Source organism: Chitinophaga polysaccharea (assembly GCF_007829335.1).
Lineage (GTDB): Bacteria > Bacteroidota > Bacteroidia > Chitinophagales > Chitinophagaceae > Chitinophaga > Chitinophaga polysaccharea_B.
Window position 1 is genome coordinate 729,027 of the sequence record NZ_VIWO01000003.1, and the last position, 22,616, is coordinate 751,642.

A 22,616-nucleotide genomic window follows, 5' to 3' on the forward strand; every position below is an offset into this window, starting at 1 on the left:
TAACGTTTACGGTTATACTTTTTTTAAATCATAAATAGCTATAAACAAATCAGGAAAAAGCCAGCCCAACATTATGGTTTCTGGTTTGTGTATAATGTACATATTGATGCTATTTCCCCCGAAATTAATTTTTTGCTAACCCAAAAAAAAAGATACCCGGTTACAAGAAAAGATTTATTTTTATTACAGAAACCCCAAACCCCAAAAAGTAAATAGTAGATTATGCCTCTTCATGACCCCAAAAAAACGGGTAATCCTCCGGATTATCGCGGACAGAGCGTATTCTCATCGAACAACGATTCCGCCTCATCTTCTCCCGGCGATATACAGATGCCCGTTGTTGCATTGCCAAAAGGAGGTGGAGCTATTAAAGGTATTGATGAGAAATTTAACGTCAACGCTGTCACCGGCACCGCCGCTTTTTCTATCCCCATTCCATACAGCCCCGGCCGTAACGGCTACCTGCCGGGTTTTGAGCTATCGTACCATTCCGGTAGTGGCAACAGTAGTTTCGGACTGGGCTGGGAAGTAACCATCCCGTGTATTAGCCGGAAAACTGAAGATGGGCTACCCCGCTACCGCGATGCAGAAGAGTCAGATACCTTCGTTTTATCCGGCGCCGAAGACCTGGTACCCCTGCTGGAATGGAATGGCAGCGAGTGGAAAAATATACCCGTTCCCAGAACGGTAGATGGTGTCCAGTACATGGTGATGCGCTATCGCCCGCGGATAGAAGGCACCTTTACCCGTATCGAAAAATGGACAGATACCAACACTTCCCAGGTACATTGGCGCATCATATCAGCCGATAACCATACTTCCTACTACGGGCTTACCACCGACAGCCAACTGGTTGACCCTGATAACGGAAGCCGCGTGTTTAAATGGATGCTTTGCCGTACCCACGACGATAAAGGGAACCTGGTACAACTGGTATATAAGCAAGAAGATTTTGCCGGTATTCCAGCGCAACAAAATGAAATCCACCGCCTTCATCATTGTACACAACTATATATCAAGAAGATATTGTACGGAAACCAGCAAGCCTGGTACCTGGGTGATACGATGCCGGAAGAAAAGAATTTTCTCTTCAAAGTCATTTTCGACTATGGCGAACATGATACCGCCGCCAATATCCCCAAAGATATAGACCAGGAAAAGAATAGCTGGACCTGCCGGAAAGATCCCTTTTCTTCCTATCGGTCAGGCTTCGAAATCCGTACCTATCGCAGGTGCTGCCGGGTAATGATGTTTCATTGCTTCCCGGAGGAACAGCTACCTGTCAATCCCTGCCTGGTAAAATCGTTGCAACTGTTGTACGATGATCATCTGTCGCTCACGGGCAATGGCAGCCAGGTAAATGGGTATTCCTTTCTCGTGAAAGCCCGGCAGAACGGGCACCTTTGGGATGCCGGTGCCAACGCCTACCGTACAAAATATTTCCCCGAACTGGAACTGCAATACCAATCGCATGAATGGAATACCAGTGTACAGGCGGTAAGCCCCGATAACCTGGTCCATGCCCCGGTAGGTATCGATGATAAAACCTATCTCTGGGTAGATCTCTATAGCGAAGGAATCGCCGGTATTCTCACGGAACAGGGCGGCGGATGGTATTATAAATCCAATCTCGGTAACGGTCAGTTTTCTCCCGCAAAACCGGTAGCGCCCCGGCCATCCTATGGAGGCCTCAACAAAGGTGTGATGATACAGGAACTGGAAGGCAATGGCATCAAGTACCTGGTACAGGTAGATAAAAAGTTCAATGGTTTCTTTAAGCTGACCGAAGACGCCACCTGGGAAGGCATGAAGTACTTCGAGCAAACGCCGGTGCTCTATCCGAAAGAAAAGAATATGCGCTTTATTGATCTCACCGGCGATCATATGCCCGATATGCTCTATACCGATGAATACCAGTTCCGCTGGTATGCCGGCGCAGGAGAAAAAGGCTTTGAAGTGCCGGAAACCGTGATAAAAGCAACGGATGAAGAGCAGGGGCCAGCCATCGTTTTTACAGACCAGGAGCAATGTATTTTCCTCGCAGATATGAGCGGCGACGGTTTGACCGATATTGTACGTATCCGGAACGGGGAGATTTGCTACTGGCCCAACCTGGGTTATGGCCGGTTTGGTGCCAAAGTAAACATGGACCACGCACCGGTATTCGACTATCCAGCGCAGTTCAATCCCGCTTACCTCAGGCTGGCAGATATCGATGGCTCCGGCACCACCGATGTGATCTACCTGGGTAAAAATAATTTCAGTGTATGGATGAATCTGAACGGTAACGAATGGGCAGCCACGCCGGAAGTAGTCACCACTTTCCCGGCAGTAAATCAGATGGCACACATCGCTGTGATGGATTTCCTTGGCACAGGTACCGCCACTATCGTATATGCGTCGCCGATAGCCGGCAAACCCTTGCAGTATATCGACCTGATGGGCAGCAAGAAGCCGGCATTGCTGATAGGGTATAAAAATAATTGCGGCAGGGAAGTGACCATCGAATATAAATCTTCCACCTTCTACTACCTGGAAGATAAACTAAGAGGCATTCCCTGGATCACGAAGCTCCCATTCCCGGTGCATTGTATTTCCCGCGTCACCACTGCCGATAAAGTAAGGGAAACCATTTTTACCAACACCTATCGTTACCGCCACGGCTATTATGATGCCACGGAAAAAGAATTCCGCGGGTTTGCCCGGGTAGAGCAGGACGACACCGAAGTATTCAGCCAGTTTGTGGTCAACACGGCGTTGAACGTGGTAGAAGAAGACCTGCACCAACCGCCTGTTACCACCATCTCCTGGTTCCATACCGGTGCTTACCTGGCCAACCAGCAACTGTTGCACCAATGCGCCACAGAGTATTTTAATGGGATTACGCCATACGATATGCCAGATCCGATATTGCCAGCGGGTTTGGAACCTTACGAAATCCATGAAGCATTACGTGCCTGCAAAGGACAGCATCTGCGCACAGAAGTATATGCATTTGATGGCAGCCTGCAACAGTCCTATCCCTATACTGCCATGCAGGCCAACAATACAATACGCCTGATACAGCCCAAGGGAAGCAACCGTTACGCGTCTTTCCAGTTGCTGCCATCGGAAAGTATTACTTATGCCTATGAAAGAAACCCGGCAGACCCCCGTATTGCCCATTCCTTTGTATTGGAAACAGACGACCTGGGCTATACAACGAAAGCTGCTGCGGTAATATATCCGCGGTTAAGCAGGCCCGCTGCTCCCAATGATATCCCCGATAAAGTATGGGACGAACAACGGCAGCTCCACATTACTTATAACGAAACAGGGTATACGAAAGATGTGATCGCAGATGATACCTACCGCCTTCGCGAACAATGTGAATCGCGCGCTTACGAAGTAGGTGGTATCGGTCAACCTCCGGGCTTTTACCTGCATAAAACCAATCTGGCAGGAATACCTGCCGCTACCGTTATCCAGTACGAAGAAGAATTCAGTGGAGGTGTGCAGAAGAGATTATCCGCGCATGGTCGTATCTACTACCTGAAAGACGATTTATCAGGCCCCCTGGCATTAGGTACGCTTTCTTCGCTGGGATTTGTTCATAGAAAATACCAGCTCACGTTTACACAAAACCTGGTGACCAAATATTATGGTACAGAAGTAACCTCCACCATGCTGGCAGACGCGGGTTATACCCACACAGAAGCCGATGTACACTGGTGGGCGCCTTCCGGGACGGATATTTTTTCTGCAACACCGGCAGCAGATTTTTATATCCCTACCGGCACCAAAGATGTATTTGGTAGGGAACATCATATACAATATGATGCCCTGCACATACTGGTAGAGAGCAGCACGGATGCCATCGGGAATACCGTTACAGCAGATAATGACTACCGCGTATTGAAGCCTCATCAGATCACGGATATTAACGGCAACCGTTCGGCCGTGGAAACTGACGAGCTGGGATTCGTTGTTAAAATTGCTGTGATGGGCAAGGCAGGTAGCAGCGATGGCGATACGTTGGCAGATCCTACTAACCGCATGGAGTACGACCTGTTCAACTGGGTGAATAATGGCAAACCTAATTATGTACACTGCTTCAGCAGGGAACAACATGGCGCTGCCAACCCACGGTGGCAGGAAAGTTACGCCTATTCCAATGGCAGCGGCGGTGTTATCATGACCAAAAACCAGGTGAATCCGGGCAAGGCCAAAGTATGGAACAACGTTACCCATACGGTAGATGAAGTAGATGCCAATCCCCGCTGGATAGGCAACGGCCGGACCATCTATAACAACAAAGGCAACGCCGTAAAGAAATATGAGCCTTATTTCAGCACCACGTCCGACTACGAATCAGAAGCTGAGCTGGTGGAAACCGGCGTCACCGCTACCCGTTATTACGATCCTACCGGGCGCTTAATAAAAACTGTTTTCCCGAACGGCACGTTCTCCAATATTGAATTTACCCCCTGGTATTTTAAATCTTTTGATGTAAACGACAATGTAGTCGCCAGTCAGTGGTATAGCGACCGGGGAAGCCCGTTACCAGGCGATCCGGAACCGTCCGATCCTGAAACAAGGGCCGCCTGGCTCACTACACGCCATAATCTTACACCGGCCATGTTTCACTCCGATGCCATCGGCCGGCCACTGATGACCATATCAGATTATGGCGCCGGTAAAACTACTGCCGTATGGGTGGAAACAGATGCCTTAGGGCGGTACTCCAAATCGTTTGATCAACTGAAGCGGTTGATCAGCTTTGGCGCAGGCAATATGGCAGGTGGACCCATGTATTCCAAAACAGCGGAGAAAGGAGAGAAGTGGGTATTCCAGGACGTGCAGGGCCGCATCTATAAAATGTGGAATGGTGGCGGACAGTACTATCGTTTTGAGTTCGACGACCTTGACAGGCCAGTGAGCAGCTACCTGAAAGTAGGTGCTACCGAATGGTTGTATGCCCGCGTGGTGTATGGCGACTTGTTTCCCGATGCACAGGCCAGGGCGCTCAACATGAAAGGCAAGATATACCAGGTATACGACCAGAGTGGGGTAAGTACGATCAAAGGCATCGATTTTAAAGGTAACATTACGGCGGCAGAAAAGAGGCTAACTAAGCACTACCAGCAGCTGATAGATTGGACACCCCTGAAGGGACTCATCGTTATTCCCGATATTCTCACCGCTGCCGAACCTTTGCTGGAAACGGCTACCTATTCTTCGGCCGGTACCTTTGATGCGCTGAACCGGCCTATATCAGCCACCTTGCCGGATCAATCCATTGTACAGCCAATCTACAATGAAGCCAATTTTATTGCTACCCTGAATGTGAAACCCGGAGGGGTAGGGGCCTTTATACCCTTCCTGAAGAGCCAGGACTACGATGCAAGAGGGCAAAGGCAAATAGCGCAATATGGCAATGGCACGATAACGAAATATTTCTATGACCCGCTGACCTTCCGCCTGACGGATTTGCTAACACTGCAAAAGGATACAGATACCACGCCGGAAGCGCTGCAAAATATTTCTTTCACGTACGATCCAATTGGTAACATCACCCAGATCAGGGATGATGCGCAACAAACACATTTTTTTAAGAATACCGTTGTATATCCTGAGTCGAAGTTTGAATACAATGCCATTTATCAATTGACAAAAGCCAGTGGCAGAGAGCATGCCGGCTTGTCGATGGATACGCAGCGTAATAATACAGACATCGCATTTATTTCGCAATTGCCGGAAATGAATGACAGTACAGCGGTAAGGATATATACGGAGCAATATGATTTTGATGATTGTAGCAATATCCGGTCGCTGAAACACAATGCATCCGGGGCCACCTGGCAGCAGCGGTATCACTATGAATACGAGGATGATCCATCCAACGTGACCAACCGGTTGAAGGCCACCAGTATGCCTGGCGATGCACCAGGCGTATTTTCAGGTACGTATGTGCATAATGCCGGAGGTAATATGACTTCCATGCCGCATTTATCGGCGCCCAACAGCCTGATCTGGAATTTCCAGTCGCAGTTGAGTGGAGTGAACCTCGGTGGCGGTGGACAGGCCTATTATGTATATGGCTCCGGTGGGCAACGGTGCCGGAAAATTATAGAACGCATCGGAGGGAAAAGGCTGGAGCGTATTTATCTCGGCGCGGTGGAAATCTACCGGGAAAGTATCGGTATGGGTGCGCCTGATTTTGAGCGGTACACACTGCGGATAGCAGATAATACCGGCGTCATTGCCCAGGTAGATACCAAAACCATTGATACGCTGGGCAGCGATCCAGGTACAGCACTAAACGTACCGGTAGTACGCTATCAGTATGGCAATCATATTGGTTCCGCAATGATGGAAACCAATAGTACGGGAGAGGTGATCTCTTACGAAGAATATCATCCTTTCGGCACGTCTGCTTATCGTATTGCCAAGCCCGGTGCAAACCTGAGTATGAAGCGATATCGTTTCTGCGGTAAGGAAAGAGATGAGGAAACAGGTTTTTATTATTTCGGGGCACGTTACTATGCGGCCTGGCTGGGACGTTGGATCAGCAGTGATCCTGCCGGGTTTGTAGATGGATTGAATTTGTATTGTTATTGTTCCAATAACCCGGTGATGATTCAGGATCCTACCGGTACGGATGGAGGACGGGTAACGATTTCTGGTCATGCTACCGGCCGTGAAACAGAAGCGGACATCAGGAATGTATTGAGAAAACAGGGATATGATTTTCACAGGATGCCTACCTGGGAACCGAATGCCAGTGGCACCGGTGGCAGGTGGAATTTCGGTGATGACAATCTTTACCGCATACCACGGGGAAGCGGTAGCAGTCACCATAGTTCAGGTGCTACACATCCCAGTGGAGGTGGGGCGGGTTCCGGTTCAGGTGCTGGTACCACGCCGCCTCCCACGGGTGCTGGCGCCGGTAGTGGCGGAGATGCGGGTGCACCACCGCCGGATACACACCCGCAAAGTGGCCCCACTGGTACGCCGGGAGGCGCCGCGGGTGGCACCCCCGGAGGATCTCCGGGGGGAGGACCCGGCGGCAGTCCGGGTGGATCTCCAGGCGGAGTGCCGGGAGGTAGTCCGCAAGGCAGTGCAGGAGGTAGCCCGCAAGGTACGCCTGGCGGCAGTCCTAACGGCACGCCGGGAGGCAGCGGCAGCGGTGGTGGTGGTGGCGAACGTTCGTTCTGGAGCCGCGGTGGTGCTACCTTACTCGGTGGCCTGTTATTGTTAGGAGCCGGTTTGCTCACCATCTTCACTGCCGGTGCTGCTACACCTTTGCTGGTACTGGCGGCAGGCGCCATGGCTACAGCAGGTGGGGTGGCGGTGACTACCGCGAGTGCAGTACAGTTGGGTGTTTCCTATAGCGGTGGCACTACCGCAGCGCAGGACCGGGAAATGCAACATGCATTGAGTACCGTGTCTTCACTCAGTTCGCCAGGTGGATTGGTAGGAGGTACGGTAGGAGCGGCAGTAGATGGCGACAGGGGGCTGCAAAGAGGCGCATTGATCGGAAATGTTGCAGAGTTGGGCTATGGTGTTACCAATTTCGGCATCTCCCGGTTTTCTGGTGGGGCGGCACGCGAGCTGTCTTCAGATACGGGATTGATCAGTAATATGGCTACCATGGAACCCACTGTTCCGAGGGGAGTTTTCGTTATCGGTAGTCATGGTGAACCAGGTTTGTTCCAAACCACCGCCGGAACGATGGCGCCCATTGGCGAACTGGCCCCCATGATACAGAGTGCTCCCCAGGGCCGGATTACGCTGTTAATGTGTAATGTGGCCCATGATCCGGCTGCCGTACAGGCGTTGTCGAATGAAACAGGACGAAGCATCACGGCGTATACCAACTTTGTGGGTTCTGTTAACTACAACTCGGTAGTGTCATTTGCCGGTACACATACCACCGGCCTGGTACAACCGTCGGTTATTACAGGGGTGGCATCGCCGAGCGTGTTCAACCCAACTTATCTCAGCCCATATCTAAGTCTGACGCCCAATGTGGCTGCTCCCGCAGCCGCCACGGTAGGTGGTGTACAGGCCCAGCAATAAAACGTATAGCCGGCGCCGTGGTAACCGGAAGATTACCACGGCACCCTGTACATCCCTCTTCATTGTTCTAATTCCAAAAAAAATGAAAGCACACCTCATCAAAGGGTTCATTAAAAGTTCCCGCACTGGCCACCCCCTCCAAGGATTGAGGATAGAGGCCTGGAGCACCGAAGCACTCATCAACGTGCCGCTAGCCAGCGGTATTACCGACGAAAATGGCCGGTTTATGCTGACTTTCAACGAAGGCCTGGTACAGGAATTACTACGGCATAACCCGCAGATTTATTTCAGGATATGGCAGGAAGAAGTCATCCTTTCCGGCAGCCATGATACAAAAAGCTGGAATGTACATGAAACAACAGAAGAAATAGGGCTGGAAGTAGAATCGAAAAGCGGCCACGATGACGTACAAAGCGCTATCGTAACCGGTACCGTATATCAACCGGATAATACGCCCGCCCCACACCTCACCGTAAAAGCATTTGACAAAGACCTACGCTCAGAAACCACTTTAGGAGAAGCCCTCACTGATGCCAGCGGAAAATATAGCATCCCTTACGATCAGCGGCGGGCAGAAAGAAATGAATACCAACGCGCGGATATCTTAATGCGTGTATATAAAGACAACCAGCTGCTGTTTGAAACAGATATCAACGATATTGTATTTAATGCTCCCCCCCGGGTAAATATCGATATTCACCTGAAAGAAAGTGCAGGGAATACGTTCAGTGAATATGAAAACTACCTGCGGGTATTATCTCCCGTAACCGGTAAAATAACACTGGATACCCTCGAGGAATCCTCCACCCACCCGGACATTACTTTCTTAAACCGGGAAACCGGTATCGACTATCACCACCTTGAATACCTGGCATTATCGCATAAAATCCGGCAGCAATTCCAGTTTGAGCCAACCTTCTTTTATGCTATTTTCAGAGAAGGTACTTTGCTGAAGAATGACCTGCAACAATGGCTTACCACCAGGGTGACCATCAACATTTCTTCTGAAGTGAAATCCCTGGTATATGAAACGGCATTGATAGACACCGACACAATCAGTACTGCCATTACAGATGCTATTGTTGCGCATATTATTCCGGATATAAGCAAAGTACTGCCTGTTATGCTGCGGCAATTACAGGGGCTACAGGAAGAGGCAAAGAAATATATCCAGGAAGAAAGACCCCGGCAATGGGCTAATCTCCTGGTAGGCAGTGTTAAAGAGGGGTCTTACAAAAAACTGGTGGAACTGATCAGCCAGAACGCCGGCGGCAACCTGCCACAGCTGCTCAATAACCTGATCACCGCCAATCCTTTTTTGAATGTGGCAACAGCCAATGACGCCGCAGTAAACATCAACATCGCCAGCCTGCTGGGCACCGATGATACCCTGATACAACATGTAAAAGCTACTGCAAATATCAAAGATGAGCAGGAAGTATCGCAACTGGCGGCCCTTTCTACTGACGAGTGGAAAAGTATGCTCAACCGCTTGCCTAATGAGCAACTACGCGCCAGCATGACCGCCAGTGCTGATGCTTTGGATACGCATGTCACCATCTTGCAGGGGCGCTTCCGGCAAAAATATCCACACGTGGCCTTCATGGCTGACTTCAAAAGAGATCAGCCTGCCGCTATGGAAGAAATGAAACAGCTACCGGTAATAGACCTGGGAGGCAAACCGATAGATACACAACTGAAAGATTCCCCGCTGTCGGACAATGCGAAAGCACAACTCCGCTCCCTGCAAAGGTTGTACAAGCTAACACCCGACTATAATAAAGCCAAAAAATTGCAGGCGGATCAGCTCACATCAGCTTACCACATAGTAGGATTAGGACAAAAACAATTCGTTACCCGCTACAGTAAAGATCAAACCTTTACAGAGAAAGAAGCGGCTGCCATATATCAGAAAGCGGTAAATATTCATACTGCGGCTATGACACTTGGTGCCGAATTGAAAGAGTACGGCAGTGCAGGTAAGCTGAAAGTGCTAAATGGCGAAGCATTATCGTTAAAGATAGAACAGGTATCGAAAGATTTCCCCAACCTGAAAAGCCTGTTCCAGGAAACAGATCTCTGCGAATGCATGGACTGCCGGTCAGTATACGGTCCGGCGGCCTACCTGGCGGATGTATTGCAGTTCCTGAAGAACCGCTTGCTGGCCAATGGCACCAAAACTGCCAAGGACGTATTGTTTGCCCGGCGGCCAGATATCGGCGATATTGACCTGAACTGCGATAACGCCAATACCCCCATTCCCTATATCGACCTGGTATGCGAAGTATTGGAAGATGCGGTGAACCCTGACCAGGGCATTTTACTCGATAGCAGTTATACTGCCGATATAGTCATAGGGAAAATCAATAGTCATCTTCTGAAAGGGCTCACCGACAATGGCATGAAGCATGTCACCGACCAGGCGGTGTTGTATCCTAAATACTCCGCAGCAGGCATAGATACCTATATGTTGCGCGATACCCAAAGCACTACTAAAATATCGGCAGAAGGCAGCGGTTGGCGGGTAAGACAGCTTCGGCAAACACACCTGAGTGCCCCGGAACTAAATGCCGCTCCGGAATATGTAAACGATGCCGCTTACCAGGCGTTGTCGGTGTCACATATTTCTTTCGGACTTCCTTTTGATATCTATCAGCAAAGAAGCAGTAGCCTGCTGGAGATAGTGAATATAGAACGGGCAGACCTGATGGATACGTTGGGAAATGCTGCTGGTCCTGATGCTCCATCCAAAGCAGCCGTATACCTGAAAATATCGCCGGCGGAAAGAACATTGATCGTAACGCCAGATACCACTACCGCAGGACAGGTGGTTTACTGGAATACCGGCGCCCTGCCATTGATCACTACCTTGCAGGAAGTAGATGTATTCCTGAAAAAGAGTGGGTTGAGCTATGTAGACCTGCAACAACTGCTGACCGAATCTTTTATCAATCCCGGCAACAACCTGTTTATCCAACACCTGGATAACACCTGTAATACGGCAAAGAAGATCATTGTAAATCTTGATGAGCCGGCGCTGGACCGCATTCACCGGTTCCTGCGAATGTACCGCAGAACGGGCATCAGCATGGATAACCTGAACAGTATCATCATGTATACTGGCCTGGGTAACCAGCAACTTAATGATGCTACGTTGATATTGACCGCCGACCTGCTCAAGCTGCAAAACAGCCTGGGTATTACATTGGAACAGGCCCTGTCATTTTATGGGCAGCAACCGGTTAGTCTGTATACTTCCATATATCTCAACAGGATTGCCACCAACCCGATAGATGTGGCATTTACCGTAAAGAATATTGTGGCTAACGAACTCCTGCCGGTAGGTAGCCGCGACACACTCAATGCGCATCTGACTACACTGGGATTAAGCCTGAAGCTGAAGACCGCTGATATCACTTTTCTCATCAGCCAGTTGAATCCTGCAGATACTACGCTGACGCGTGATAACCTGGCATTCCTGTACCGGCATGGTTTGCTGGCCAACCTGCTGGGACTAAAAGTACAGGAACTGTTTTCGTATAGCAGTCTGGCTACGCTACCGTTATTTACCACGCCGGCTGGCACCAGCGCATTGGTGGCCAGTGTGCGGTTTATGCAGGCAACCGGTTTTACCGTTAGCGACCTGCAATGGTTTTTGCAAAACAGTGATCCTACTGGTTTGCTCACGATGCAGGATACTGCCATTACCACCTGGCTCACTACCTTGCAGGGAGCCTATCAGCAAGCGTTTAATACCACCCGGTCTACTTTTAACGCCGCATTAACGCCGGATGAAAATAAGAATGGCCTGAAGCAACAAATGAATTTGCTGCCGGGCATAGCTGCTGCGGCAGTAGATAAGCTGCTGGCCATTGTGAGCAATACCTTCGCGGATGCTTTGTCGCCACAGGCTTACGTGGCGGCCAACCTGGGAGGCTATTTCAATACCCTGGACATCCAAAGTAAGATCACCGCATTGCTGGCGTTGGCGCCGGGGGATCCCAATATTCCCGCTGCGCAAAACGCATTGATACAATCCTTCAGCACGCCTATCTCCCTGTACCTCTTCCAGGCTGCCAAACAAACGGCGTTGTATAATGCTGTGCAAAGCACCTTTGGTACTACTGATGTCGTTACACAGGTATTGCTGCAATACGCTTCCCTGAAATTCCCTGGCCCGGCTAAGGTGCTCGGAGACGTATTATCGGACGATTTGCTGATAGATCAGGTGAATACGCCACCGATTCCACCGGTGATAACTCCCGGTGGATTTGAAAAACAGTACCGGGCTACCCGGCTGCTGAAACTGATGGTCAGCTATTTTAACAAGATCGGTATCCAGGCGAAAGACTTGCAGTGGTTCCTGCAAAACAATGCGGTGATGGGCTGGCTGGAACTGGATACTCTCCGGTACCAGGGAGATGTACCCGCAGCAGATTTTGATAAATGGGTGAAATGGCAGACTGCATTACACCTAATGCAGAACGATGGTACGGTACAAAGCCCGGCAGATCCTAATGTGATATTATCCTGGACAGATATATGGGGACGGGTGGCATCCGGTGCAGCGCAATTAGATACCATTCATACCCTCGCCTTATTTACCGGTTGGGATATCAACGATGTGAATGACCTGGTTACTTGGTATGGCTATACGTATCCGGCTGACTTTAAGCTGCCCGCCACCTGGCAGCGGCTTGGTGCGGCAACAGCGGCTTTACGGCTGTTGGGCGTACCACTGGTCACTGCTGCACAATTTATTAAACCCGTGCTGACGAACGTGGAGGCCGACCTGATCACCCAGACACTGCGCAATAAATACGATGACAAGCAATGGCTGAACGTTATCCAGCCCGTGGAAGATGTGCTGCGTCCGCAGAAAAGAGACGCGCTGGTAGCCTACCTGCTGGCATTTAACCCTGATCTGAACGGACCAGACGACCTATACGATTATTTCCTGATGGATGTATTGATGCAACCCGGGCAGCCAAGTTCACGTATCGTGATGGCGCATGGGATCCTTCAATTGTTTATACAACGCTGCCTGATGGCGCTGGAGCCCAATGCCATTGCAGACGTAACGCAGGATGACGGCTGGAGCCAATGGCTGTGGATGAAGAATTTCCAGGTATGGGTGGCCAACAGGAAAGTATTCCTGTACCCCGAAAACTGGATACAGCCAGAACTGCGTACCGACCAGTCCTATTTCTTCGCTGACCTGATCTCAGAACTGCAACAGAATGAAATTACAGACGACAACGTAGAAACAGCCGCCATACATTACCTGGAGAAACTGGACGATGTGGCCAGCCTGGATGTGCGCGCCTGCTATTATGATGTGAGCACTTATACCATGCATGTGATTGCCCGGGTACGAGGGGGGAGCACCTATTACTATCGCACCGGTGTGAAAGAACGCAAATGGGAGCCGTGGACAAAAGTGGACGTAGATATTTCCGGCGACCACCTGCTGGCCTATATGCTCAACAACCGGCTGTTCCTGGCCTGGCACCTGCCCACAGAAGAAATCCAGCAGGGGCAGAACGTGAGCATTCCAAGTACGCCTATTAATCAACCGGTAACAGCGCCGTTGAAACGCTATAAGATACAGCTGGCCACCAGCGAGTGTATCAATGGGGTATGGCAGCCTAAACGGACTTCGCAGGATGTATTGTACACGGGGTATTACAATGACCTCAATCCCGTGAAAGATACTTTCCGCATGCTGGATTTTGATATGGGAACCGTGGGATATGGCATCCTCTGTACATTTGACGGCTACGCCATCGGTATGTTCAACCTTACCGGTTGTAAAGGTTATCCGGAAGTGGCTAACTGGGGCGGGCAATCATTGCCTTATCTCGACCTGATCCCGGATTTTATGGATACCCAGTTCCTGCAGATGCAATACCGGGAAAACGATAACCGGTCGCTGGATACTTTGTCGATGAGGAGCATATTGAGTCCGTACAAATACGAAACTATCCTCAACAAAACACCGGGTATCTTCCGCATTACCTATCCACACGAGTTTTCATTGATCGACTGGATTTATGTTGCCCTGGAATTGATGTCATCCAAAAATGCCTATCATACTAACAGTGAGTTTGCCAGCGATAGGAGGTTGGTATTACCCATGGCCAGTTTCATGCCTTTCTTCTATGCTGATGGTTCTCGGGAGTATGTGATCATACCAGGGTTCTTTGGAGAAGATGGTAAAAATGAGCGCACCTTCAGCGACATTTATAAATTCGTGACTGACCTGATTGCGTTAGTGATTAAGTATGTGAAAATCCTGTTGGCAGATCCCGCGCATGACCTCAATAAGTTGGTACAGCAGTTGTACGCAGACCCGGAATACATCCGGCTTACCGCGGAATGGGATTTTTATAAGAAGCATAAGCCCCAGCTGATGTTCCGCAATTTCTATCACCCGTTGGTATGTTATATCAAGAGCACGGTGTATAAGGGCGGATTGCCGGCTATAATGACTTATGAAGTGCAGTCGAAGGTCAACAGTTTTAATTTTAATACAACTTATCAACCACAGTCGCCGGTGGCCACACCTTACCCAATAGAAAATATTGATTTTGATGCGGAAGGAAGTTATTCTTCTTATAATTGGGAATTGTTTTATCACCTGCCTTTCTTCATAGGCAACCAGCTGAGTCAGAACCAGCAATTTGAAGAGGCCCGGAAATGGTATCACTATATCTTCAATCCTATTGGAGGGGCCGGTGGCAGCGCTCCGCAGAAGTACTGGATCACGAAGCCTTTCCATGAGTTCTTTGATTATGTGAGCCAACGTATAGATACTATCCTGACTGATATCGCCAGTGATCCTACCGGTACTGTTTATAAAGACCTGGTGAACGCAGTAGAAAGCTGGCGGGAAAATCCGTTTATGCCGCATGAAGTAGCCCGTACCCGGCCACTGGCTTATCAGAAATCGCTGCTCATGAAATACCTGGATAACCTGATTGCATGGGGCGACAACCTGTTTATGCAGAATACCATGGAGTCGCTCGTACAGGCCACACAGATGTATATCCTGGCGGATAAGTTGCTGGGGCCAAAGCCCATGATCATTCCACCAGCGGTGCCTGTTCCTGACGAGACCTACAACCAGCTGGAATTAAAGCTGGATGCTTTCAGCAACGCTATGGTAGACCTGGAGAACCTGGTGCCTGACCTGAACCTGTTGCCACATAAGGGGGCAGAGTTACCCACACCGCATAACACTGTGTCTTCCCTTTACTTCTGTATACCGGCCAACGACCATTTGTTGTCTTACTGGGATACTATTGCCGACAGGTTGTACAAGATCCGTAACTGTGAAGATATTAATGGCGTACACCGTGTGCTGGCATTGTTTGCACCGCCAATAGATCCGGGTATGTTAGTGCGTGCTGCAGCAGCAGGATTAGATATCAGTGCTGTAACCGCAATGCTCAACGCGCCACTGCCGTTGTACCGCTTCCATGTCATTCTGCAAAAAGCAACAGAACTGGCAGAGCAGGTGAAAGCTATGGGAGCTGCATTGTTGTCGGCCCTGGAAAAGAAAGATAATGAGGCATTAGCCCTGTTGAGGGCAGGAGAGGAAATAAAACTCCAGCAACAATTATTGCTCATCCGGCAAACGCAGGTGGAAGAGGCGACACAGTCGATCGATGCCTTGCAGAAAACCAAAGCCATTTCCCAGAAAAAATTCGATTACTACAGCAGCCGTGACTTTATGAACGGATGGGAAATAGCCCAGGCTGGTATTTCTGCCGGCGCCATTATCTCTGAGATCGTAGCTACTGTATTGGATGCCACATCCGGCGGTACACATATGATACCTATTATTACCGGTGGTGGCGCCGGTTTTGGCGGATCTCCCGTGGTGACGGTATCTTTTGGCGGTAACAACGTAGGCAGTTCCACCGGGCAGTTTGGTACCCTGTTCCGCGGCATTGCCGGTATCCTGCATTCTACTTCCGGCCTGATAGGTAACATTGGCGCATACCAGCGCAGAATGGACGACTGGAATCTGCAGAAAGACCTGGCCAGCCTGGAAATGGCACAGGTAGACCAACAGATAGTAGTGGCGAATATCCGTAAAGATATTGCAGTAAAAGAAACCACCACGCAACAGCTGCGGATTCAACAGGCGCAGGAAGTGAATACATTTATGACCAGCAAGTATACCAATAAAGACCTGTATGCCTGGATGACCGGGCAGATCAGCACCCTTTATTTCCAATCGTACCAGCTGGCATTTGCCATGGCCAAACAGGCCGAACAATGTTACCAGTTTGAACTGGCGGCAGATAGTAATGTGATCCAGTATAACTATTGGGATACGATGAAGAAAGGACTCTTGTCGGGCGACCGGCTGCTGTTGGATGTAAAACGACTGGAATCCAATTACCTGAAGAATAACCAGCGGGAATTTGAGCTGACCAAGAATATTTCTATTGCTGCATTGTCGCCGGAAGCCCTGATGCAGTTGCGTAATACCGGTCAATGCGATATCAATGTTCCGGAAATGTTGTTTGACATGGACTATCCAGGTCATTACCTGCGCCGGATAAAAGCTATTTCGGTAAGCATACCTTGCATCAGCGGCCCATTGGTAGCGGTATCCTGCACCTTGTCACAGGTTAGCAATAAATATCGCAAGAATACACAGCTCAATCCGGCGGGGGCAGATGCCTATGATAAGTACGTGGAAAAAGACGGTGGGGATGACCGGTTTACGTATAACATCGGCGCTATCCAGTCTATTGCCACCAGCCACGCCCAGAATGATACCGGGTTATTCGAACTGAATTTCCATGATGACCGATACCTGCCTTTTGAAGGTACCGGCGCTATCAGTTCCTGGCACCTGGAAATGAACGACCCCGCTTCGCTGGCACAATTCGATTACCAGAGTATCACCGATGTGATTATCCAGATGAGCTATACTTCCCGGCAGGGTGGAGGGTTGTTCAAGAAAGAAACCACCGACTACCTGAAAATACTGTTCAAGAAGATCGTGGATAGTATGCCGGTAGCGGGACTTTTCCGGATGTTCGATCTGCGGCATGAACTGTCCGATAACTGGTATGCCTTTATGAATGGCGCTGGTACTTTCAGTGGTAGCCTCACCAAGGCGGGCCTGCCGTATTTTACGCAGAATAGCGCTATAAAGGTTACTGTACAAAGTGTAGCCCTGTTTGTACTCAGCAGCAACAGTGGTAGCCTGATGGTATCAGTTAACGGCGCCGCCGCCCAGGCTATGACCAAGAATGCCAGTAAGTTTGGAAGCCAGATACAGCTGATAGATCCGATCAGTTCAATTACCGGGTCATTGAAGCTGGCTGGCGATCATATCGATTATAGTTTTGCTGTACAGAATTTTAATACGGTGAAAGCTACGATAGCAGGCGCTTGGCTGGTTGTAAATTATACGATGGAGTAGTGGAATAGCACGGATAAAAGCGTGATAAATGAAAACACCCATGCAGTTACTGCATGGGCGTTTTCTATCCGAACAAACCTGATTAGTTGTTCAGGTTCAGGAGTTGTTGTACTTCAGTAGCTGTCAGTGTTCTGCCGTAGATACGGATTTCTTCCATTCCTCCCTTAACAAAATAGCCATTGGTAGGAGAAGAGATTTCATCGCGGCCAATATACAATTTAGCAGTGGCGGGGGCATTGGCAGGTAATACGCCGGTAGTTGTATTATCCAGTACACCATCTATATACATGCTTATTTTCTGTTGAGCCAGGTCGTATATGCAGGTGACCATATGCCACGATCCGGTAGTGATCACTTTGGTGCTGTAGGCATTGATATCATCTCCGCCGGGACCGAAATGTAATACGCCGAGGGTATTGGCAGCATATCCCCTTACTGCGTACACATAACCGCCATTGGGTTCGTTGTTGCGTTTAGTCAGGATACTGGAACCAAAAGATGAGTTGTAGCTGTCCAGTTTCACCCAGGCGTTCAGCGAGAAGTTGGTATTGGTTAAACGGAGATCTGCGGAATCATTCACTGTAATGAAGCTGTTGATGCCGTTGAAATAGAAGGCGCCGTTGAATTTACCCCGGCTATCGGTGGTATAAGCGGTGTTGCTGATGCTACCGTTATGATTATTGCCGGAGATATCACGGGCGCCTCTCAGGCTGTCCAGTGGCCAGTAAGCAATCAAACCGTTGTTCAGGGTGTTGGGGTTGTAGAGTTCCTGGATTTCTGCTACCGTCAGGGATTTGCCATAAATCCGGATGTCATCCATCGCGCCTTTGAAGAAATAACCGTTGGTAGGAGAGTAGACATCGTCCCGGCCTATGTATAATTTCGCTAATGCGGGAGCATTAGCAGGCAATACACCGTTAGTAATGTTATCCAGCACACCATCTACATACAGACTTATTTTCTTTTGGGCAAAGTTGTATACGCAGGTAACCATGTGCCAGTCGTTGGTAGCAATTACTTTAGAACCATATGCGTTGATATCATCTCCTCCCGGACCGAAATGTAATACGCCGAGCGTGTTACCGGCATATCCTCTTACCGCATACACATAGCCACCGTTGGGGTCATTGTTACGTTTGGCCAGGATGTTGGAGTTATACGACGAATTGTATTGGTCCAGCTTTACCCAGGCATTCAGTGTAAAATCGGTGTTGTTCAAACGGAGGTCCGCCTGATCTTCTACAGAGATATAACTGGTTTGTCCATCGAAGTAAAACGCGCTGTTTTTATTACCGAACCTATCGGTTGTAAGCGTAGTATTAAAGGTGGTACCATGGTGCAGGTGTCCGGATATATCGTTCGCGGACGTAGCACTGTCCATTGGCCAGTGGGCAATTAAGCCACTAATAGAGTCACCGGCAAAGGTGGTGTTTAATTTAGACGGCGCTTCCGGTGCGGACAGAAATACTTTTCCGCAGGAAAATAACGCTGCCGTAGTTAGGCCACACAGGCTAACTGTTTTCAGGATTTTTGTTGCTTTCATAATTAAGTAGTGGGATGATTCAGTTCTGGTACTGGTTAAAAAAAAGGGTTGTCAAATTAATTGTACAGATATAGCATGTTTTATATGACGTCATATATACTTGCAAAAGTAAACAAAGGGAATGTGTGCGTGAAGTTTAAAAAAGGCTTGTAAAGTTGAAATTTGAAGTAAAATTTCCAATGTCCTATGATTTTGAAACGATTATTCTTAAAAGCTATCTTGAAAGAATATTTTGTGTGATAACTTTATAGGAATCAAAGGTATTACAGGAGAAAGAAAGGGTGTTATTTTTTCATACTAAGGATATTTAACGCTATGACAGAATTATGGAAAGTACAGTGGGATACTGCTTTTGTGAAACATGTTGAGAGCAAAAGCCTGTTGGTAGGTAGCCTGTATGAAAATGGCTATTTATTTCATTTAGCTACCAAAGAAGTCACTTATATCAACTGGTTCTACGGAAATCCTACTTGTGCCGTGATCAGCGGCGATGAGCAATGGGCCGTAATGGGTGGTGGGGAGATATTAACTGTTTGGAAGAACCAGGCAACCTTCGATATTGCCCTGGCATGGCCTTACGATATGCGTCAGTCCGGCCCCGGGATAGTGCAAGTATTGACTGATCCATGGGTGGAAAATGCAGCCGTTTGGGAGCTGGATATAACTACGCTTGACGTACAAAAGTTAAGAGATTTCCGGGAATATATCGGTAAAGCATATATGGAGCAGGTTGCCTGGTAGCATTTATCCTTTGAAATTCTCTACCACAAATAATGCTATATCTGGATAGGCGGCAGCTTGCTTGTCGATTACCTGTTTTACACTCTCCCAATTTAACTTTCCAAGGCCAGCGCCTATTTTGGGGAGCGCGATTTTGTCGGCTTGGTTTTCTTTTGCGAGTAACAGCATTTTTCCGATGGCGGATGCTACTGATTCAATCGTTGCTTTAGTTGTCCAGGACTGCTGTGTGCCCAGATTGAATACCATCCCTTCTCCATAGTTATACATATAAACGTTTCCGGGAGTAAATTGCTTGTTACGGCATAATTGCTTGTACTCCTGGTACATCTTGGGGAATTTTTCTTTGAATGCAACGGCAATTCCTTTGCCTATGGCACCTGCGCAATTACACCCGTGTGCATAGTTGTTGACGCCGGGAATGTAGAAGATATCTCCTTCGTTGATGTAAGTGACCATAGTGTGGTGGCGATTTGGGTTAAACAGAGTGTAATATACAGATCTTTGGTAGCGTTGAAAGTAATTGAAAGACCTGATAATTAGATATAGTTATCAGGGCTTTCAGAATAAATATCCTGTTATGAAAGTGATAGTTGATGAGGATACTATTAAACATAGGGAAGCGGTTACGATTGCTTTAGTAAGTAATCACACCCTACGCATTCAATATGCGTGACAAGCAAAGCAAATGCTTATGGCACTGTCCTTCGTGGTTAACAAATCGGGCAGCGTAAAATTTCTAGCCTAATCTGCATGAGTGCGTGATAGAAGTAGATGGACCTTTACATGTTTGTCCGCTGCAAGAATATTGCAGGAGCAATTGTTTTTTAAGCTAATTTTGCCAGTTAACATAGCTAAACAGGTAATCAATATGTCTATAGATGAAAATAAAAATGCCAGCTTAAACGGAGATCCGTATGAAAATTTTCGTTCATTACTGCAGCAATCCATTGTATTCCCTACTGAGTATACTTTTAAGTTCATTATAAAAGCAGAAGCCGATAAGATCACCGCATTGAAATCTATGTTCGAAGGTACGGGCGCCCGGCTCACAGAGGCCAGTTCTTCCGGTGGTAAGTACAAATCATTTACGGTACAGGTGCAGGTGCAGGATGAGGAGGAAGTGATTGCCTACTATAAAGAGGTGTCCAGGATCGACTCGGTAATCATGCTTTAAATAGAGCCGCCTGAGATCGTAATGTAAAAGAATTGTTATAATATTGATATTTTTCGATGTATTGTGCCGTTGTTTAAATTAAACCCCTAATTTCGATGGCTTATACATAGTTTTAATTTGAATTTATGAAGCAAACAGTACCTGCATTTATCCTGCTGGCCACTTTGGCAGCATGTGGCGGTGCTTCTACCGACCAGGCGAAGACCGAAGAAAAGAAAGAAGCAGCTGTAGCCTCCGGCACAGCATATGCAATCGACACAACCACTACAACCGTTCAATGGCGTGCTACCCACAAAGGTGGATTTGCACCTCGCTTTGGTATAATCAAAGTAACAGATGGTAGTCTCAATGTGGAAAATGGCACTGTTACCGGCGGTAGCTTTAATGTGAACCTGGCTGCCCTGGCCGTAGACCCGGCATCCATCACCGAACCAGACAAGAAAGCATCTGACCTGGAAGGTCACCTGAAAAGCGGCGACTTCTTCGACGTAGCGAAGTATCCATCCGCGAAATTTGTGATCACCGGCGTAGCTCCTTATGACAGCGCTAAACAGAAAAGCCTGCTGCCTGGCGCTACTAACCTGATCAGCGGTAACCTGACCCTGAAAGACAGCACCCTGAACATCACATTCCCTGCACAAATCACCGTAGCAGCCAACGACGTGACTGCCACCGCAAAATTTGTGATCGACAGATCTGCCTGGGGCATCAGCTATAAAACAGAAGGTAGCCCTGAAAACTGGATGATCAGCAAAGACGTTGAAATTGGGTTCAACCTGAAGGCAGCAAAAAAGTAAAATACTTAAGTATAAGTCATTTATTAAAACAGCCTCGCAGGATTCCTGCGAGGCTTTATATTTTTTCGATAAGGCTAATATTGATACCCCGGAAACAGTCATCCATACAGCCATTCTCTACAAACCCGCAACTGGATATCATTCCATTATTTTTTGTTTCAAAGTAGGTTTGGGCATTACTGCGCTTTAACAACCACTGGTCCTTTGCTGCTTTGTATATTTCATCTAACGTCTGAGGAGGATAGGCAGCCCCATGTGAACCTACTTTACTTTCATCTTCCGTCCACTGCTCGTATACCTCAGACTGGCCCGGGAGGCTGTCAATCCGACGTGTGGCGGTATAGCTACGCTGCACCACTTTCCCTTCTTTAACAGTAATAACGGTTTCCGTACTAAACCCGGCCCACGAGGAGAAATTAACGACATAACGGTAGGAGTTACCCGATGCTGTTTTGAAGTTCATCCAGTATCGTACGCTGGTATTAAAATCGTTTTCATACGCGATATCGCTTTTCTTACAGGAAGTAAGCAGGACGCCGGTCAGGAATAGCAGCAATACGTAGATATTTGCTTTCATACAGGAGGTTTAGCCAGTGAAACGAATGAAAACAGAAAATGTTACCGGATAACTACATCTACTGATCTTTGCCGTGTATCACTATCAACCAGTCATCACTTCAGCCCCCGGTTGCGATTAGGCTCCGGGCTCAATGTTAACGCTAATATCCCGCCATTACGCAGTAGAAAATATTTATTAACTGCCATTAATGTGTCTCCATGCCGTTTTCCTAGCTGTTAGAAGCCATTAAAACTTCTTCTCCCAAAACAGCAAATTTCACAACGATGTTATCA

Annotated in this window: 8 protein-coding genes; 5 read left to right on the plus strand and 3 right to left on the minus strand. The window is 48.3% G+C overall.

The window, feature by feature from the left end:
• Positions 1–222 precede the first annotated feature (222 nt).
• Entirely contained in the window at positions 223–8,061 is a 7,839-nt protein-coding gene (locus tag FHW36_RS14490) for a SpvB/TcaC N-terminal domain-containing protein (RefSeq protein ID WP_145670086.1), read from the plus strand.
• Between the two features lie 82 nt (positions 8,062–8,143).
• On the plus strand, positions 8,144–17,509 hold the full coding sequence (locus FHW36_RS14495; protein WP_145670087.1) for a Tc toxin subunit A-related protein: 9,366 nt from the start codon (positions 8,144–8,146) through the stop codon (positions 17,507–17,509).
• An 82-nt stretch (positions 17,510–17,591) separates the two neighbouring features.
• Here FHW36_RS14495 and FHW36_RS14500 read toward each other — a convergent pair whose 3' ends face one another.
• Positions 17,592–19,052, minus strand: coding sequence for a LamG domain-containing protein (locus FHW36_RS14500; protein ID WP_145670088.1), 1,461 nt, complete (start codon positions 19,050–19,052; stop codon positions 17,592–17,594).
• A gap of 315 nt (positions 19,053–19,367) precedes the next feature.
• Between FHW36_RS14500 and FHW36_RS14505 the strand changes: the two genes are divergently transcribed.
• The gene (locus FHW36_RS14505) at positions 19,368–19,793 is read left to right on the plus strand and encodes a hypothetical protein (protein WP_145670089.1); all 426 of its coding nucleotides are present in this window, start codon (positions 19,368–19,370) and stop codon (positions 19,791–19,793) included.
• A 3-nt stretch (positions 19,794–19,796) separates the two neighbouring features.
• On the opposite strand, the gene FHW36_RS14510 is transcribed toward FHW36_RS14505, so the two are convergent.
• Entirely contained in the window at positions 19,797–20,249 is a 453-nt protein-coding gene (locus FHW36_RS14510; RefSeq protein ID WP_145670094.1) for a macro domain-containing protein, read from the minus strand.
• 412 nt (positions 20,250–20,661) lie between these two features.
• On the opposite strand from FHW36_RS14510, the gene FHW36_RS14515 reads away from it, so the two are divergent.
• Together FHW36_RS14515 and FHW36_RS14520 are read left to right on the plus strand one after the other, a co-directional pair.
• Positions 20,662–20,967 (plus strand): HP0495 family protein, encoded by a 306-nt coding sequence (locus tag FHW36_RS14515; RefSeq protein ID WP_145670096.1) that lies wholly within the window; start codon positions 20,662–20,664, stop codon positions 20,965–20,967.
• A 125-nt stretch (positions 20,968–21,092) separates the two neighbouring features.
• On the plus strand, positions 21,093–21,764 hold the full coding sequence (locus FHW36_RS14520) for a YceI family protein (RefSeq protein WP_145670098.1): 672 nt from the start codon (positions 21,093–21,095) through the stop codon (positions 21,762–21,764).
• Between the two features lie 55 nt (positions 21,765–21,819).
• Here FHW36_RS14520 and FHW36_RS14525 read toward each other — a convergent pair whose 3' ends face one another.
• A complete protein-coding gene (locus tag FHW36_RS14525) occupies positions 21,820–22,341 on the minus strand; it encodes a hypothetical protein (RefSeq protein WP_145670101.1) in 522 nt (173 codons plus the stop codon).
• Positions 22,342–22,616: the final 275 nt, after the last annotated feature.

Bases quoted from the DNA above. Each gene is read 5' to 3' on its own strand.
- FHW36_RS14505 (WP_145670089.1), top strand. From the start codon at position 19,368: ATGACAGAATTATGGAAAGTACAGTGGGATACTGCTTTTGTGAAACAT.
- FHW36_RS14500 (WP_145670088.1), bottom strand. From the start codon at position 19,052: ATGAAAGCAACAAAAATCCTGAAAACAGTTAGCCTGTGTGGCCTAACT.
- FHW36_RS14525 (WP_145670101.1), bottom strand. From the start codon at position 22,341: ATGAAAGCAAATATCTACGTATTGCTGCTATTCCTGACCGGCGTCCTG.
- FHW36_RS14495 (WP_145670087.1), top strand. From the start codon at position 8,144: ATGAAAGCACACCTCATCAAAGGGTTCATTAAAAGTTCCCGCACTGGC.
- FHW36_RS14510 (WP_145670094.1), bottom strand. From the start codon at position 20,249: ATGGTCACTTACATCAACGAAGGAGATATCTTCTACATTCCCGGCGTC.
- FHW36_RS14520 (WP_145670098.1), top strand. From the start codon at position 21,093: ATGAAGCAAACAGTACCTGCATTTATCCTGCTGGCCACTTTGGCAGCA.
- FHW36_RS14515 (WP_145670096.1), top strand. From the start codon at position 20,662: ATGTCTATAGATGAAAATAAAAATGCCAGCTTAAACGGAGATCCGTAT.
- FHW36_RS14490 (WP_145670086.1), top strand. From the start codon at position 223: ATGCCTCTTCATGACCCCAAAAAAACGGGTAATCCTCCGGATTATCGC.